The 16,988-nt window shown below is 48.8% G+C and carries 10 protein-coding genes; 6 read left to right on the forward strand and 4 right to left on the reverse strand.

Annotated features, from left to right (window positions below; all coding sequences use genetic code 11):
- Window positions 1-106 precede the first annotated feature (106 nt).
- The 4 genes from FBF61_RS08000 to FBF61_RS08015 all read right to left on the reverse strand — a co-directional run bounded on the left by FBF61_RS08000 (window position 107) and on the right by FBF61_RS08015 (window position 3,850).
- The gene (locus tag FBF61_RS08000) at window positions 107-1,303 is read right to left on the reverse strand and encodes a FecR family protein (RefSeq protein WP_138476678.1); all 1,197 of its coding nucleotides are present in this window, start codon (window positions 1,301-1,303) and stop codon (window positions 107-109) included.
- Between the two features lie 95 nt (window positions 1,304-1,398).
- Window positions 1,399-1,986 carry an RNA polymerase sigma factor gene (locus FBF61_RS08005; RefSeq protein ID WP_138476679.1) on the reverse strand — a complete coding sequence of 196 codons (588 nt, stop codon included), beginning with the start codon at window positions 1,984-1,986 and terminating at the stop codon, window positions 1,399-1,401.
- 98 nt (window positions 1,987-2,084) lie between these two features.
- A complete protein-coding gene (locus tag FBF61_RS08010; RefSeq protein WP_138476680.1) occupies window positions 2,085-3,296 on the reverse strand; it encodes a Gfo/Idh/MocA family protein in 1,212 nt (403 codons plus the stop codon).
- Between the two features lie 128 nt (window positions 3,297-3,424).
- Window positions 3,425-3,850, reverse strand: coding sequence for a hypothetical protein (locus FBF61_RS08015; protein ID WP_138476681.1), 426 nt, complete (start codon window positions 3,848-3,850; stop codon window positions 3,425-3,427).
- A 166-nt stretch (window positions 3,851-4,016) separates the two neighbouring features.
- Here FBF61_RS08015 and FBF61_RS08020 point away from each other — a divergent pair, with 166 nt between their 5' ends.
- The 6 genes from FBF61_RS08020 (at window position 4,017) to FBF61_RS08045 (ending at window position 16,978) form a co-directional block, all read left to right on the forward strand.
- Window positions 4,017-5,276, forward strand: a complete 1,260-nt coding sequence (locus FBF61_RS08020; protein ID WP_138476682.1) for an MFS transporter — start codon at window positions 4,017-4,019, stop codon at window positions 5,274-5,276.
- A 139-nt stretch (window positions 5,277-5,415) separates the two neighbouring features.
- Window positions 5,416-6,915 (forward strand): L-fucose/L-arabinose isomerase family protein, encoded by a 1,500-nt coding sequence (locus FBF61_RS08025; protein ID WP_138476683.1) that lies wholly within the window; start codon window positions 5,416-5,418, stop codon window positions 6,913-6,915.
- Between the two features lie 168 nt (window positions 6,916-7,083).
- The gene (locus FBF61_RS08030; protein ID WP_138476684.1) at window positions 7,084-10,275 is read left to right on the forward strand and encodes a SusC/RagA family TonB-linked outer membrane protein; all 3,192 of its coding nucleotides are present in this window, start codon (window positions 7,084-7,086) and stop codon (window positions 10,273-10,275) included.
- A gap of 11 nt (window positions 10,276-10,286) precedes the next feature.
- Window positions 10,287-11,720: a RagB/SusD family nutrient uptake outer membrane protein gene (locus tag FBF61_RS08035; protein WP_138476685.1), complete on the forward strand. Its 1,434-nt coding sequence runs from the start codon at window positions 10,287-10,289 to the stop codon at window positions 11,718-11,720.
- Window positions 11,721-11,732: 12 nt separating this feature from the next.
- Entirely contained in the window at window positions 11,733-14,432 is a 2,700-nt protein-coding gene (locus tag FBF61_RS08040) for a glycosyl hydrolase (protein WP_166444458.1), read from the forward strand.
- Window positions 14,433-14,443: 11 nt separating this feature from the next.
- A complete protein-coding gene (locus FBF61_RS08045) occupies window positions 14,444-16,978 on the forward strand; it encodes a hypothetical protein (RefSeq protein WP_138476687.1) in 2,535 nt (844 codons plus the stop codon).
- Window positions 16,979-16,988: the final 10 nt, after the last annotated feature.

Here is a 16,988-nt window from a genome sequence, read left to right on the forward strand (position 1 = left end):
ACTGAAATTTTTACGGCGGTGGTTTTTCGGGCGGTTTCATGGGTTAAAGATTTGGGTTTGATTTTTGATCTTCACAAAAACGGTAATAGTTATACGCAACCAGTACTCAGAAAGAAATGATCACCTTTTTATCTTCGATCCTGCAATTGACACCGGCGTAACGCAGCATGTTGAGCAGTTCGGATATATTTACATTTCTTGATACTTTCCCGGTAAACTGCCGCACCGGGATTTTACCCTCATAGCCCGCCTCGATGTCATACCACCTCGAAATCTGGCGCATCACCTCTTCCACGCTCGCATCCCGGAAATAGAAGAATCCTTTTTTCCAGGCCGTGGCTTCATCCACATCTACAACAGATGTCGCAATGGATCCATTAGCAGCGATTGCACCTTGCTCGCCGGGTCTGAGGCGTTTTTGCTGTCCCTTATTTTTCAATGCGACCGAACCTTCCACCAGCGTTGTTTCTGTTGCCGATTCGTCATCGTAGGCCATGACATTAAAGCTCGTACCCAGTACCTCAACCTCCGAACCGCCGAAGAAAACTCGGAACGGCTTTGTTTTATCTTTGGCAACCTCAAAATATGCCTCACCGGTAATTTCGACCCTCCGCTCAGCGGAAGTAAACGAAGTGGGATACTTGATGGAAGAAGATGCATTCAGCCATACTTTGCTGCCGTCAGATAAAACCACCTGATACTGACCGCCTTTGGGTGTAGAAAGTGTGTTTGTCTGAAGGAATTTTGCCGGTTCGCCCGTTTTTTTTGTAAGGTAAACCAGCTGCCCGCTGTCTTTTTTGCTTACCGCGGTAGCACCCTGCCACGTCAGCAGGCCGTTTTTGGCACTGTCCAGCACAATCACCGAACCGTCCGTCAGGGTAAGCAGTGCACGGTTGCCGCCAGGCGCAACGTCTGTCGCTTTGGGCTTAACCGCGGCAGTTTGCACTACCGCCGGACTATACCGGAACTTCCAGAAAAAAATAAGTCCCGCCAGAACAGCAGCCGCAGCCACATATCTGAGCCATGGTAAACTCCTCACATTTTCAGCCTCATATTCGGGTTCATATATTTCATTTTCAACAGGTTGAACAATAGCACCAAAAATCCGGTCGCTGACCGCTGCCGGGAACTCCTGCCCGCCGAAGTCCGAATTCTCCCAGGCATGTCTGAGCAAAGCAGCGAGTTCGACATCATTTTCAGATTGTCTGATCAAAGCAAAAAGTTCGTCCGTTTCCGCTGCCGTCGCGGTAGCGGTATAGTAGCGGTTGAATAATTCGGCCAGCTTCCCGGGAGATGCACCCATGCTCACAAATAGTTATGAATGAAAGAATTGAGATTTCGTCTCTGCAGGTAAGACAGAATGGGGGAACAAAAGGGGGTATTCTAATGTAAATATTTTTAAATAAAATATAACAAAATAACCAATACCCTGATAACCAATTTTTTACGAATGTAGGAAGCAATAGAATCCGAAGCGATCCGAAGGTATTTTTTAACCGTTTCCCGGGATATGTTCATCCGGTCGGCGATCTCGGTGTATTGCAGCCGCTCGTGCCTGCTCAACAGGTAAACCTGCCGCTGCTGGGGAGGTAAATGGTCAATAGCCTCGTCCATAAGTGCATATTGAAGATTTTCTTCATGCGTTTCATCCGGTTGGGCTTCAGGGACAACGCATTCCAGGTCGGTAGTGACACTTCTTTCCATCGCCACTTTTTTGAGGCAGTTGAGCGCGTGGTTTTTGGAAGCTACGTACAGATAAGCCTGAAATTCCTGTACGCCGGCCAGCTTTTCCCGACCGAGCCATATTTTCAGAAAAACATCCTGTACCACCTCTTCTGCCATTTCCTGGGATCTGGTCAGCCGGAAAACGTGGGCCCCAAGCCGGTGGTGGTACCGGTCGAACAGCGCGCGGAAAGCTTTCTCGTCTCCCTGGGAAACAAGCGCAATCACCTCGCGTTCTTCGTATGTGGCCGCCGGATAAGACATTTTCAGGAAAGATTCACCTGCGGCAAATGTATTACAAATTACATTTAATAAAGAATAAAAATAAATATTTTGCCACCTTAGCCCCTCCTGACATATTCCTAGGCCGAGTACTCAGGCTTCCATACCTGCACCGACTCCGTGTCGGCTGCGGCATTTCCCATGTGGATCGCGATAGAACCATCCCGGCCAGTCTCTACATTCGATATGGGTTCTTTCTTTGACTTGATACACTCCACGAAATCTTGCAGCGCATATACGGTTGGTTCCAAACTGGCCTCCCCAGGTTTTCCGAATTTCAGTTCAACTCCCTGCCCCTGCGTAGTCACCGCCAGGGTTGCACCCGTCACTCCGTCCACCACACCTTTCTTATTGTTGGTCGTTTCCGGATAAATCAGGGCTTTGTCGCGGAGGATCTCAGCTGTTGCCTTGTCCCCGAGGATGCGGATACTGTAACCATTGTACGCATTGGAAAGCACGGAGGTCACGCTGGCTTTCACTCCGTTCGGATAATCGTAAACTGTACGGATATTGTCATAAGTGTCGCGGCCGTCTTTCCAGTAATTGATCCCGCCCAGGCCCACCACTTTCACCGGGTGGCTGTCCATCAGGTAATTAACCACATCAATTTCATGCGCACACAATTCTGAAAGCGGGCCACCGCAATATTCCCGGTACATCCGCCAGTTGATCGCACGCTCCATTTTTGGGTCTTTAACCGGGAAGCGCCAGTTGGAATTACGGTTATACTGGCATTCAAAATGTGTGATTTTGCCCAGCCAGTTTTCCTGGATGATTTCCTTCACCCGGTGGTACAGACCATAGTACCGGTACTGGTAGCCGATCTGGAAAACCAGCCCCGAAGCCCGGACTTTCTTCACCAGGTCAATGGCCTGGGGAATATCGTAAGTCATTGATTTTTCGAGATAAATATGCTTTCCCGCCTGCAACGCCGCAATCGCCATAGGATAATGCAGGTATAGGGGCGTAGCGATCACCACGGCGTCGAGGCTTTTGTCTTCGAGCAGCTTGCGGTAATCGGTATAGCCTTTTGCTCCTTTTTCGGCCAGGCTCAGTCCTTTTTGCAGGTTTTCAGGGATAATGTCGCAGCAGGCCACCAAGGCCATTTCCGGCATTTCCTTGATCAGGGTACATAGCCCGGCACCCCGCGAACCGGTACCTATGATACCCAGCCGGATCTTATCGGCAGTTTTTGTCTGTCCCAATACAGGGTACGCAGCAGCAGACAGACCAGCCGCGGCCGCTAAACCTGTTGTGATAAATTGTCTGCGGGAAGTGGTACCTGCTGCCATGTATTTTTAGAATTAAGTTGTTAAGATTAGGACGTAGCCATTTACGGGCACGTGCCCGTAAATGTAGAAAAAAAATTTGAACCGAGAATAACAGTTCAAATTTTTTGCGTCTATGGCAGGTCAAATAATTACCTGATCGCTACAAATTTCCCTATGCAAGGCTTGTCACATCCATAGCTGAGTTTCATACTGGTCGGCGTTAGTTCGCTGTAATACCAGGTTGTCGGCGGCATTTGCATCTGCGGATTGTTTGTCAGGCTCAGTTCCAGGCTTTTGTCATCCAGGATCTTATAAGTATTGTACACGTTGATGGAAGAATAAATAGGGCCTTTCACTTCTTTGAAATCTCCGTTAGCTTTGAATTCAACCACGGTGGAAGCAATTTCATCCACTTTCCTGAAAGTTCCGCTGCCGTCCCCCGGATCCAGCAATGATTCGACGAGCTTCCACTTACCCACCAGGCCGTTATTTTCGGCCGGGCCTTTTTCGTCTTTTTGGCAGGAAAATATAGCCGTCAAAAGCAATGTGAGTAAAAATGTCTGTATAAGTTTCATGGGTCTGGAATTGTAGTTTCCATTTAGGATGCATACGGACACAAAATGGTTGGACAGCTGTTTTTGATTGGTTTAATATTAATTTTTAATAATTTATTACAAAAACTTGTTTTTGGTATTTTCTGCATTTATTTTTGAATCAAATTTAGTTAGTGCGTTAAGTTATATGAAATACTACCCTATCCGTTGGTTTGTTGTTTTTCTGGTATTTGTCGCCACGGGCCTGAGCTTTCTTGACAGGCAGGTTTTGTCGATCGCGATCATCAAAATCCAGAAAGAATTTGGTTTCAGCGACGTGGAGTACGGGTGGGTGAACACGAGTTTTCTATTTAGCTATGCGCTTATGTTCACGGTAGGCGGCTGGCTGATCGACAGGTTCGGGGCAAAAAAAGGATTGGGCGTAGCAGTAGGTGTATGGTCCGTAGCGAACGCCCTGCATGGTTTGATGACGGGACTACCCCAGCTGATCACGTTCCGTTTTTTGCTGGGTATGGGAGAAGGTGCCTGTTTCCCGGGTGCTGCCAAAACAGTATATGATTGGTTTGACAAAAAAGAACGGGCTTTTGCAAATGGTATCGCCATCGGAGGTTCGGCCATCGGGGCAGTCATTGCACCGCCGCTTACGATATGGCTGTCAGAGCTTTACGGATGGCGTGCAGGCTTTGTTATACCCGGACTGATCGGGATCGTCTGGGTGATCGTATGGTTTTTTATTCCGTGGAAAAAAAGCATTTCGCAACAGGCCGCCGTTGAAGTAACCAAACGCGCGGAAAGCATTCCGTTTGGTACTATTCTGAAATTTAAAGAAACTTGGGTATTCATTTTGATGCGCTTTTTATTGGACCCCGTAATGTACTTCATGATGTTCTGGATCCCCAAATACCTGAGTGAAGTGCGCGGTGTTTCATTTGAACGTATCGGCAGTTTGTTCTGGATACCGTTCCTGGCATTAGGCATTTCCAATATCCTGGGAGGCTTTTTATCCGACAAACTCGTAAAAAACAATTTCAGCATCAATAAAGCGCGAAAAACGGTCATGGGCTGCGCGGCAGCGTTGACGCTGGCGGTTCCTTTTACAGAGTATACATCCACAGTTGAGGTTGCAGTGGGGTTAATGGCGCTGTACATGTTCGCGCATGGCTGCTGGATCACCAATTATATCACTGCCATTTCTGACATTTTCGGACCAAAAGCCACCTCTACGGTAGTAGGGTTGTCAGGTACGGCAGGTGCTGTTTCGAGTCTTTTACTGAATCCTATGATCGGAAAAATTGTCCAGGACTACTCCTATAAACCGATGTGGATCGCCTCCGGACTGCTTTATCCGATAGCTTTCACAGCCTTTGCAATCCTGATTCCAAAGATCAAGTTTTTGTTCAAAGAAGAAGAGACCCTAACACCCAACATAGCCAGCATCAATCAATAAAAACAAAAAATCCTACCATAAATAACCACACATGACCATAAATGACAAAATATGACTATCAATAACCACTCCTAACCAAAAAAATTTTACTCTTAAAAACTTAGTGCGTTAAGATTCCAAACAACACAAAATAAACCCCATGGGAAATCCATTACAAAGCGAGAACCACGTAGAACAGGAAGCCATTATTCAGAAACGCAAACCAACGCTCCCGCGCATCGGCGTGTTTGGTGTAGGTTATTATAAATACTGGAGCCAGTTTGACGGGCTTCTGGACGATATGCTGGAAAAACAAGCCGTTTTTATCAAAAAAATAGAAACAGGATCACATGCTGAGATCATCGATTTCGGCCTGGTCGACAACGTTCAGAAAGCCTACGAACTCGTACCCAAACTGAACGCAGCAAATCTGGACCTGATCTTCTGCGACATGGTCACTTATGCCACTTCCAACACATTTGGCACCATTATCCGTAATATGAACATACCCATCGTGCTGGTCGCGCTCCAACCCGACAAGGCGATGGATTATTCACGGGCTTCGACCTATATGCAGCTCTACAACGATGATATCTGTTCGCTTCCGGAATTCGCAGGAGTAGCGGCGAGAATGGGCAAAAAAGTGCCTGACATGATCATCGGAACTTTATATGATGATGAGCAGGCGGATGCGGAAATAGAAGAATACTGCCGTATCGCAGCTGTTTTGCATGATCTGAAAACAGCCCGGATCGGACATATCGGTCACCCTATCGAGGCTATGCTGGATATGCATTCGGATTCCACCATGCTTACCGCACATTTCGGTGCACATATTGTACAATGCGAGGCGCATGAGATCGTGACCCAGTACCAGAATTCAATCGCCGGTGAAATAGACCCGATGAAAGACAGGATCCTGGAATTCTTTGATACCCCCGACCCCGTCTCTGATCCTATCTCTGAAAAACTCAGGGATTCGGACCTTGAAATTGCAGCCCGGGTAACGGTTGCCCTGGAAAAGTTCATTGAAGAAAAACAGCTGGACGGACTGGCATATTACTACGAGGGCCCCGAAAACAGTGAGACCAGAACGGTGATGTCCAACCTCATTGTCGGAAATTCGCTGCTGACCGGCGCCGGCTTTCCCATGTGCGGCGAGTCGGATCTGAAAACCTGTTTTGCGATGCTGATTATGGAACGTTTAGGGATCGGCGGTAGCTTCGCTGAATTCCACCCGGTGGATTTCAACGAGGGTTTCGTATTGGTAGGACACGACGGCCCTCACAATGTAGCCATTGCACAAGGAAAGCCTGTTTTGAGAAGCCTTACCAAATACCATGGCAAGCCAGGCTTCGGGGCAGGTGTTGAGTTTAAGATCAAGGAAGGACCTATTACGATGCTGAGTATCAACTCTACTTTTGACGGAAAATTCAAGTTTGTTATCGCGGAAGGACAGTCTGTGGAGGGCCCTATCCCTCCTACCGGCAACACCAACACGCGCGGGTTTTTCAAGCCGGATGTCAGGACATTTTTACAAAGATGGATGAAAGAAGGCCCTACCCACCATTTTGCGCTCGGTGTGGGACATCATGCAAAGGCTATTGAAAAAATTGCCAATTATCTGAATCTCGAAGCGGTAGTGATCCGCCAGGATTAATTTTATTTTATACGGAGGCCCGTAAAGGCCCCCCGTACGAATTCGCCAGAAATATACGTACCCGGGCCCTTCACGGGCCCAGCCCTAACCGGACCCGTAAAGGGCCCGGGATGCGGATCGCCAGGATTAAACCCTTTTTACAAGTCTAATTTAAATAATTGAAAAATTATGAAACGTACTTTATTCCCAAAGCTCTCGCCCTGGGTGACCGGTGCGCTGCTCGGTTTACTTTTCTGTACCGGCACGCTCCTCGCCCAGAATGACCCGAAAATTACCGTGACCGGCCAGATCAGCGCTGACAACGACAATGCCCCGCTCATCGGTGCAACGATCACGGAAAAGGGGACAAACAACGGAACAACTGCCGACGTGGATGGCAAATACAAAATTGCCGTCTCGGCAGGTGCGAGTATCGTGGTAAGTTTTATCGGCTACGTTCCGCAGGAAGTGAAAATCGACAACCGTTCGGTAATCAATGTAAGCCTTAAAGCAGACCAGCAGCAATTACAGGATGTAGTAGTGGTAGGATATGGTACGCAGCGTAAAAAGGACCTCACGGGTTCGATCACCAAGATTTCCAATGAACAGTTTATCCAGCCTTCCACAGGTAGTTTTGACCAGATGCTTCAGGGGAAAGTACCGGGCGTACAAATCAGTCAGACCACCGGTGCGCCGGGCGGGAACGTCAATATCCTGATCCGCGGCGTAAGTTCCATCACCGGCGGAAATCAGCCGCTATATGTCGTCGATGGTTTTGCAATCGGGTCAGGCGGTGGCGGGTCAGACATGCGGAGCTATGGTGCCAACAGCTTTTCATCGGCGGGTATGGCCTCTAACACAGGTAACCGTGTGAATCCGCTCGCCTCTATTAACCCATCTGATATCGAGTCGATCGAGATACTGAAAGATGCATCCGCAACGGCGATTTATGGTTCGCGCGGTGCAAACGGTGTCGTGATCATCACTACCAAACGCGGCGCGTATGGAAAATCGCAGATCAGCGTGGATGCTTCCTACGGATTTCAGGAAGTGGCCAATAAGCTGGAAATGCTGAATGCAAGACAATATGCAGAATACCTGGCCGACGGGCGCGACAATGCCTGGGTATATGCGGGCGGAAAGGCGGATGATCCCAACGAAGTACGTTCGGCAGCCACAAGGGTGCGGCCGGAATTCCGGAACCCCGGATCGATCACCACTGACACCGACTGGCAGGATGTCCTATTCAGGACTGCACCGGTGCGCAACGTTCAGGTTTCCTCCACAGGCGGTACTGAAAAAGCCAAGTATTTTATATCAGGCGGGTATTTCTCGCAGGAAGGCGTTATCATCAATTCTGATTACAACCGTTTCAATTTACGTGTAAATGTCGATGCGCAGGTTGCCAAATGGATCAAGATCGGGACTTCTACCTATGGCTCTTACGGGTTCGGAAGGTTTGCCAATACCGAATCACATTATGGAGCGGGCGGGCTTCTGGCCAACGTGCTCGCAGCCTCGCCAACCATACCGGTTTATGATGCTAACGGAGGGTACTACTTTAATCAGGCGGATGTGACCGACGGCTTAGGTTTCCTGGCCAACGTGCTCGCCGTGAGCAACGGCAGCGACGACCGGCGCAAGATCATGGATGTGGTCACCAATAATTTTGTGGAGATCAACCTCACCAATGACCTCACTTTCAAAAGCTCGATCGGGGTGAATTTCGGTTCCAACAACATCAAATTGTGGCGTTCATCGGCAGTACCGAACTTTACCACGCTCAACTATCCTGCATCCGCAGGAACCTCCAAAACCGAAACCCTCAACTGGCTGAATGAAAACACATTAAACTATAACAAGGTTTTCAATAACAAACATTTCGTGAGCGCCCTGGTGGGTTTCACGTCCCAGAAAAACAGCGTGGACAGGGTTACAGCCGGTGCGTCGGACTTCCCTACTGAATATGTGCCCTTTATCACTGCCGGTATCGTGAATGCCGGTTCGCAGATCGTCAATGAATGGGCATTGCTTTCCATGATGGCAAGGGTGAATTATTCCTATGCGGGAAAATACATGTTTACTGCAACTGTAAGACGCGACGGAAGTTCAAGATTCGGATCAAATAACAGATGGGGATCATTCCCTTCCTTTTCAGCAGGTTATAATATCTCGGAAGAGGAGTTCATGAAAAACGTGAATTTCATCAGCAACCTGAAAATCAGGGCCAGCTATGGTATTTCCGGTAATAACCAGATCGGCGATTATACCCACATCGGACTATTATCGACAACCCGTTACATCAGGAACAGGGCCCTGAACCCTGGCCTGATCCCCAGCACTTTATCCAACGATAACCTGACCTGGGAAAAATCGAAACAAACCAATATCGGGATTGATCTGGGATTGTTCAAAGACAGGATCACGATCACCGCCGATGCCTACCGCGACCATAAAACCGATTTGTTACTGGCGGTTCAGTTGCCTGCTGCGTCGGGTTTCAACAGCTCCACACAAAACATAGGCGATATTGAAAATAAAGGTTTCGAGATCGGTGTGCAGACTGTGAACCTTCGCACCAAACGTTTTGAGTGGAATTCAAGCGTCACATTCAGCCACAACCGCAACAAGGTCCTTAAGCTGGCCACAGAGGGCGGGAGAATTGCGAATTCGGCCTACCAGATTACGGAAGTAGGCTCTCCGATTTCAAGTTTTTACCTGATCAACAAGCTGGGCGTATTCATGAACAGCGCCGAGCTCGACGGAGCTGCACTTCAGCATCCCAAAACACAGGCAGGCGATCTTAAATTCGAAGACGTGAATGGTGACAAGGTTATCAATCAGAGCGACAGAAAGATCGTTGGATCGCCCTGGCCGGATTTCACCTGGGGATTTGACAACAACTTCTCACTGGGAAACCTCAGCCTCAATGTTGGCCTGGTGGGCTCGCACGGGGCCTATACCTACCTCGACGCAGGCGGGTCGCTGCTGGGTTCCAATGGTGTGCAGAACAACCTGATCCTGACCGACAGAAGATGGAGATCGGAGTCTGATCCGGGCGACGGTATCATGCCAAGATCGATCAGGAGCAACCACGCGCTGGGTTTTGGTACATCTTCACATTACCTTTTCGACAATTCCTTTGTAAGGATCAGGAACGTGAAATTGTCCTATAACCTGCCCAAAGAACTTACCTCCAAACTGGGACTGACCAACCTGAATGTATATGCCAACGTAGCCAACCTGTTCACCTTCACCGACTATCCGGGCTACGATCCCGAATCCAGCATTTCGGGCGACAATGTGGTCAATGCCGGTATCGACTATCTGAACTATCCGCTGCCACGGACCTACACATTTGGTATCAAATTAACTTTCTAAAAGCTGCTGCAATGAAAAAGTATATCATTTATATATGCATGGGGGTCGCACTCGGCTCCTGTTCGGATTTTCTGGATTTACAGCCTGAATACCAGATCAGTGAAAATTCTTTTTACAAAGACGCAAAGGATTTTGAAACTGCGCTGGTTGGTAATTATGCCGGACTTCAGGGCTTGCACAATGCTTCCCTTATCAATCTCGGAGACCTGACGACCGACAATTCGGAAATCAAATGGACTTCTCCTACCGTATCGGAAACGGAGTGTGATGAGATGAACCCTACCGCTTCCAATGATTTTCTCAACACGGTATGGACCACCTGTTTTGCTACCATAGCGAGATCGAACAATGTCCTTTCCCGCCTCGACGCGGTAAATCTGACAGACGCTCAGAAGAACCAGTTCAAAGGTGAATCGTTGTTCCTGCGCGCTTACAGCTATTTTTACCTGGTCCGCATCTTCGGTAACGTGCCTGTCGTCAACGTTTCTTTCAGAAGCCCGGACGAGATCATGAACTTTGATATGACCAGAAAACCGGTCAGTGAGGTTTACAGCATCATTATATCCGACCTGACCGAAGCAGCTACCCTGCTGAACGGCGTAACGCTTCCGAGCAAATCGCAGGCATCGTCGGGCGCAGCCAAAACATTGCTCGGCAAAGTGTACCTGACCAACAAGCAGTTTGATCTTGCCAAAAATGTATTGAAAGAGGTGATCGACCAGAAAACATATTCCTTGAACCCTGACTATAAAAGGTTGTTCACCAACGGGAACGACGAATTGCAGGAGTCGATTTTTGAAGTGAAATACATGTCGGGAAACCTTGGCGAGGGCAATTCTTTTTCAAGCATTTTTACCCCTGCCCGCTTTGACATGGCTATTTTCCCCGGTAACATGCAGGGATCAGGACGCGTACTTCCTACCCGCCAGATGTCCAATTCCTACGAAACAGGAGATTTGAGGCGGAGCGCATCCATAGGCGATTCGGTGCGACTGAACACCGGCAAGTATGAAAAAGAGTTGTACGGACTCAAATTCGTAGATTTCACAACAGGGATCGTGGGCGACGGCGGTATTAACTTCACATCTCTGCGCTACGCAGATGTACTTTTAATGTACGCAGAAGCTTTGAATGAAACCAATGGTACCGCCGACGCACACACTTACATCAATCTGGTAAGAGCCCGTGCCGGACTGAAACCATTGGCTGCACTGACCAAAACCGACCTGACACTCGCGCTCGAACAGGAAAGAAAAGTAGAATTTTTCCTGGAAGGCCATCGCTGGTTCGACCTCGTGCGCACCGGTCGTGTGCAGACGGTCATGAACAAGTATTTTCAGGATAACGGGCTGAGTTTTACAGTCGCGGACCACGAGCTGATCATGCCTATACCCCTGCGGGAAATTGATATTAACCCAAAACTGGGACAGAATCCGGGTTATTAATAGTTGATGCCTATGAAATCCGTTTTCAGGATCCTATGCTTTTTTATCCTGCCCTATGCATGCATGGGGCAGGATAAAAAAGCATTGAAAAGTGATTTTTATAAAAATTTCGTAAAACCTCCCCAACGTGCCAGACCTAAAATATACTGGTGGTGGCTGAACGGTGATGTAGATACGGTCAGGTTGAAGGAAGAATTACGTGCCATGAAAAATACCGGGATCAGCGGTGTCGATATCTTTGAGATCGGCGTTTCCGCAGATGACAATCCGGGTGGAATGATCAAAGCCGGGCCTCCGTTTATGGGCCCCGGTTTCCTGAAATCCCTGAAAGTCGCTCTGGATGAAGCCTACAAGCTGGACATGGAAGCGGGAATGAGCGTCGCCAGCAGCTGGAACGCCGGTGGCAGCTGGGTCAAGCCGGAACATGCCGCCAAGACTTTGTATTCATCCAAAACAGAACTTGGTCCGGCTTCGGAAAAAGGTGTAAAATTACCTTTTCCCGAAATCTCCCCCAATGATCCGCGGGGCAGAAGCAGGTTGATTTCCTATGATCCGGACAAAAGACCTGTTTATTGCCAGGAAGTAACAGTACTGGCTATTCCTACATCCGGCCGGGAATATCTGGATACCTCTGACATTGTTGATGTAACCTCATTCTTTGATAAAAAAACCGAAAAACTCAACTGGCTTCCCGCGTCCGGGAACTGGGAAATATACCGGTATATATGTGCCAATTCAGGCGAGCACTTGTTCCTGCCCTCGCCCAATTCCGTCGGTCCGATCATAGACCACTATGACAGCCTGGCAACTGCCGAACACTTACGCTATTTTATTGACCGCCTGAAACCGCTCGCCGGGGGTGATTTTTCCCGATCTGCCCTCAAATACCTGTATCTAGCCAGCTACGAAGCTACCGACTTTGCATGGTCGGCCGGAGTGCCGGAGAAATTTCTCAGTCTCAACGGTTATCTCGTCCAAAAATTCATCCCGGCACTCTTTAACGGCAAAAAGTACAGACCCGAAATCATGGAAAATTTTCGTCACGACCTCCGGAAAACTTTCTCTGAGATGATGATCCGTAACCATTATCAAAAGGCAAAGGAAATCTGCAATGCAAACGGGCTGAAGATCATCTCGGAAGCAGGCGGACCGGGCGTTTACAACATTCCGGTTGAAACCTTGAAAGCACTGGGCGCCCTGGATATCCCCCGGGGCGAATTCTGGCATAAGACCGTCAATGCCGACAAAGATGGAATCGATAAAATATGGCTGGTGAAAGAAATCGCAGCTGCATCGCATATTTACAAACAGGGTATCGTGGAAGAAGAGGCTTTCACCACCACCAAAAGCTGGCAGGAAAGCCCCGCCGAACTCAAGATCATCGCGGACAGGGCATTTTGCGAAGGTATGAACCGGCTCGTCATTCACGGCTTCCCGCATAACCCGAAGCGCGATATGCTGCCCGGAATAGGCTACTTTGCCGGCATTCACTACAACGACAAGCAGACCTGGTGGCCTGCCGCCAAGCCCTTTCATGATTACCTCGCCAGGATTTCCTATGTGCTGCAAAACGCCCGTTTTGTGGCCGACGTGCTTTATTATTACGGTGAGGACATTCCAAACCTCGTCCCACCCAAAAACACCCGCTTCACAGCCGGCAAGGGATATGACTATGAAATCATCAATACCGAAGTCATGCTCAGAGACCTGAAAGTAGCAAACGGGGAATGGGTTTTGCCAGGAGTCGGCCGCTACAAAGTGCTCAGTATCGGCAGCGGGAACCGGATCGGGCCCGAGGTTAAAAAACGGCTTGCAGAATGGCAAAAACAGGGAGGCGTGATCGCGGAACTGGATATTGCGCAACACCTGAAAACACCGCCTGACTTCCAATATAAAAACGAAGCAGCCGGTACACTGGATTTTATTCACTATCAAAAAGAAAGCCTGGACTTCTATCTGGTCCGGAATACCACGGGCAAATGGATCAGCGAACATTGCAGGTTCAGGCAATCCAACGCAAAGGTTGAAATATGGGACCCGGTTTCCGGCGAAGCCTATGCTATTGATTCCGATAAAAACGACGGCAACTTTACCGATATGGATATCATACTACCTCCTTTTGGGAGCAGTTTTGTTGTTTTTGATAAAAATCCGGCGTCGCCTGCGGGTACATCTGGCGGCAACGTCAGTTACTATTTTTCGGACCCCAATCAGACAGATACTTTAAAAACAAAATGGCAGGTAGCCTTTTCTGAAAAGCGAGGCGGCCCGAAATCCGTCGAAATGAATACTTTGCAGTCCTGGACAAAGAGCGAGGTGGACGGGGTGAGGTATTATTCAGGCAGTGCTACATATACTACAAAATTCGATATCGATAAGGAGTCAAAAAAATCGGCCCGACGGATTTTTCTGGACCTTGGCGATCTGTCTGCAATTGCCACCGTATGGGTGAACGGCAAACCGCTTGGAACTACCTGGACGCCGCCTTTCCGGTACGAGATTTCCGGAGCAATGAAAACCGGGCAAAATGATTTGAAAATCGAAATCGGTAACAATTGGTCGAACAGGATCATCGGCGATGCTGTCTTGAACCAGCAATATGCAAGTACCAATTTAAAAACCTCGTCCTGGGGCAAAAACGGCCTGCCGTGGAACAAAACCGCTTTGACCCCATCCGGCCTTTTCGGCCCCGTGACTATTCTCTATTATTAACGAAAAAGAAAATGAATTTCAGAAAATCAGGACTCCGGCATCTCCTACCCGTATTTTGTCTGCTGCTCGCCAGCGCGGCGGCCCGTGCACAATTGCAGCCGTCCACGTTAAAGGGCAAGCCTTTCAACAACATTACGCTTGAAGCTTCGCTCAAACCGTTCAAAAAAAATGACAAAGCCTATATCCGGGAAGTAGCCAAAGAAATGTTCGTACAATGGCATGCTTTGCTCCGGCATGCGGACACCGTTTCGGTGATGTTATGGACAGGCGACGGCTCCGAAATTCTGGAATACAAAGGCACACCTTCGCAGCCGATGGAATGGGCCCGCTACATCGGTAACCCCAATACCAAACATGCCGTAAACTCCGGGCCGAAAGAATTATCGATTCATGAGCGCGCTTATTTTTACCTCGAAAACCCACCCCAGTTTACCTATGGCGATTTAAAGTTCATCGTTGAAACGCTGAAAGAGGAAGGCCGGAAAGTAACCGGAAAGCCTATCCGGGTTGGAGAAACCTTTGATCCGGGGCCGGAATTTGCCAAGTCGGATTTCAAATACAAAAGGCATCCTGAAATCCTGGGCGGCAGTGCCATGGGCCACAATACCATGGTCAGCTGCTATTCGGTATTAAAGGCCGACAAAGAACCTTATGCAGGCTTTCCCAACGGGATTCCAGAGGGCACGCCGTTCGGGACGTTTTTGGGAAAACAAAGTAACAAGTTCCTGAAAGATATGGGATTTGACTTTTTGTGGCTGAGCAATGGTTTCGGTTTCGGGGTAGAAGGCTGGTCGTCGACCGGTGCTATTTTTGACGGGAAAAGCTTTGACCAGGCCAAACTGGCTGCAACCAAATCGAAAATCTCCGATTTCTGGAAATTTTTCAGAACAGAATGTCCTGACATTCAGATCCAGACCAGGGGAACCAACCTTTCCACAGGCACCGACCTCGCGCGCGACGGCGTTGATCTTCGATCGATTTATAAGGATAAAAACATACTGCCGCCCCCTAATTCCCCCTGGGCTGCCCTGGACGGGGATTTTGGCCTGGAAATGGTTGGCTACATGTCGCGGATGGCCGAACTGCCGGATGAACGCTACCTTTTCAGGTATTATACCCACGATCCTTGGTGGATCAACAGCCCCTGGCTCGACCGTTACGGACGTGAGCCGCATGATATTTACCTGCCGATGTCCGTTTCCCGCATCAATGCCAAAGGGGAGGTTAAGCTGCCGACACACCTAAATTTTCTGAGTATCGATGATTCTTACGGAAATATGCCCACGCAGGTTCCCGACGAAGTAACACCCCATATCTTAAAAGCACGTTACGACTCCCCGACGGCGCCCGGCCCGCTGGTGTGGGTGTATCCATTCGATGAATACCACGACTGGGCGTACAAATACAAAGACCGCCTGCCTGAAATCTATTATGGCGACTGGCTGGTACGTCAGGCGATCAACAATGGTTTTCCGCTGAATACCATTATTTCCACGGGCTCATTTAAAAATGTGATCAAGAACCAACCAAAGAAATTCAGCGAATCGGTTTTAGTTACGATTGTGCCCGACGCGGATTCCGAGCTGGAAAAATCACTGATAGCATTTGTAAAAAACGGCGGAAAACTGATGGTCTACGGACCAGCCGGCCACGCGGGAAAAGCATTTCTCGACCTGCTGAACCTCAAGAACGCTGCACCGCTGGAAGGTGAATTCAAGATCACTTCGGTGTATAGGGGCGACGCCATGACTACGCCCTACCCCGACCAAATCCTGCACAGCGCATTATTTTCCGGCGGCGGCATGACCACCCAAATTATGGATACCAAAGACGCAGGCACCCGCGCCCTTTCCCAGATGACCCAGGCCGGGCAACTGCGCGATGCGGCCTGGGTACGTGAAAAACCGGAGTGGAAAGGTGGAAAAGTGGTGTATATCCGTGGAACCAATTCCAGCAAATTCACCGGCGGAAAACTTCTTACGCCGGATGACCCTGCCAAGCTCTTCACCGGTCCTCTGCTGATGCGTTATGCATTGCAGGAGTTCGGGATGAACCTCGATATTGTCAAAGAAGATCCGTCGGTTAAAAACCCCGTATTAACCATCGCGCGCAGCAACAATGCATTCATTTTCTCGGGCTATAATCCCAATTCGACCATTCAGAACAAGTTCAGGTTCCCGCAAGGTGCTCCGCTCTTGCTCGGACTCGATACGAAACTCGACCAGGGAAATTCGGTTTACACGCTGCCCACGTCATGGAACCGGGAATCACGGGTATTTGTCGGGCAAAATGACGGGATCGTTTCGCTCAAAGAGCTGCATTCGGGAGAAATGGGAATTTCCAAAAGATTCAGGGTCAGCGGATTAAAAAATGCGACGGTACGCATATATGCCGAAGACGACATTACCGCAAAGGACTTTCACGCTTATCTCAATGCCAATTATCCCTGGAAAGAAGGCAAAATTTCCTTTAAAGAAGGCGACCCGAAACTTGGGAAGCATTTTGTGGTCGAAAACATTACCGGGAGTCTGGTGGTGTCGTGGTAACCTTATTCAT

The organism is Dyadobacter bucti, from assembly GCF_005869225.1.
In the GTDB taxonomy this organism is placed as follows: Bacteria; Bacteroidota; Bacteroidia; order Cytophagales; family Spirosomataceae; genus Dyadobacter; species Dyadobacter bucti.

Excerpts from the sequence above, each read along its gene's own strand:
- FBF61_RS08005 (WP_138476679.1), bottom strand. The coding sequence starts at position 1,986 with ATGTCTTATCCGGCGGCCACATACGAAGAACGCGAGGTGATTGCGCTT.
- FBF61_RS08020 (WP_138476682.1), top strand. The coding sequence starts at position 4,017 with ATGAAATACTACCCTATCCGTTGGTTTGTTGTTTTTCTGGTATTTGTC.
- FBF61_RS08015 (WP_138476681.1), bottom strand. The coding sequence starts at position 3,850 with ATGAAACTTATACAGACATTTTTACTCACATTGCTTTTGACGGCTATA.
- FBF61_RS08010 (WP_138476680.1), bottom strand. The coding sequence starts at position 3,296 with ATGGCAGCAGGTACCACTTCCCGCAGACAATTTATCACAACAGGTTTA.
- FBF61_RS08025 (WP_138476683.1), top strand. The coding sequence starts at position 5,416 with ATGGGAAATCCATTACAAAGCGAGAACCACGTAGAACAGGAAGCCATT.
- FBF61_RS08035 (WP_138476685.1), top strand. The coding sequence starts at position 10,287 with ATGAAAAAGTATATCATTTATATATGCATGGGGGTCGCACTCGGCTCC.
- FBF61_RS08030 (WP_138476684.1), top strand. The coding sequence starts at position 7,084 with ATGAAACGTACTTTATTCCCAAAGCTCTCGCCCTGGGTGACCGGTGCG.
- FBF61_RS08040 (WP_166444458.1), top strand. The coding sequence starts at position 11,733 with ATGAAATCCGTTTTCAGGATCCTATGCTTTTTTATCCTGCCCTATGCA.
- FBF61_RS08000 (WP_138476678.1), bottom strand. The coding sequence starts at position 1,303 with ATGGGTGCATCTCCCGGGAAGCTGGCCGAATTATTCAACCGCTACTAT.
- FBF61_RS08045 (WP_138476687.1), top strand. The coding sequence starts at position 14,444 with ATGAATTTCAGAAAATCAGGACTCCGGCATCTCCTACCCGTATTTTGT.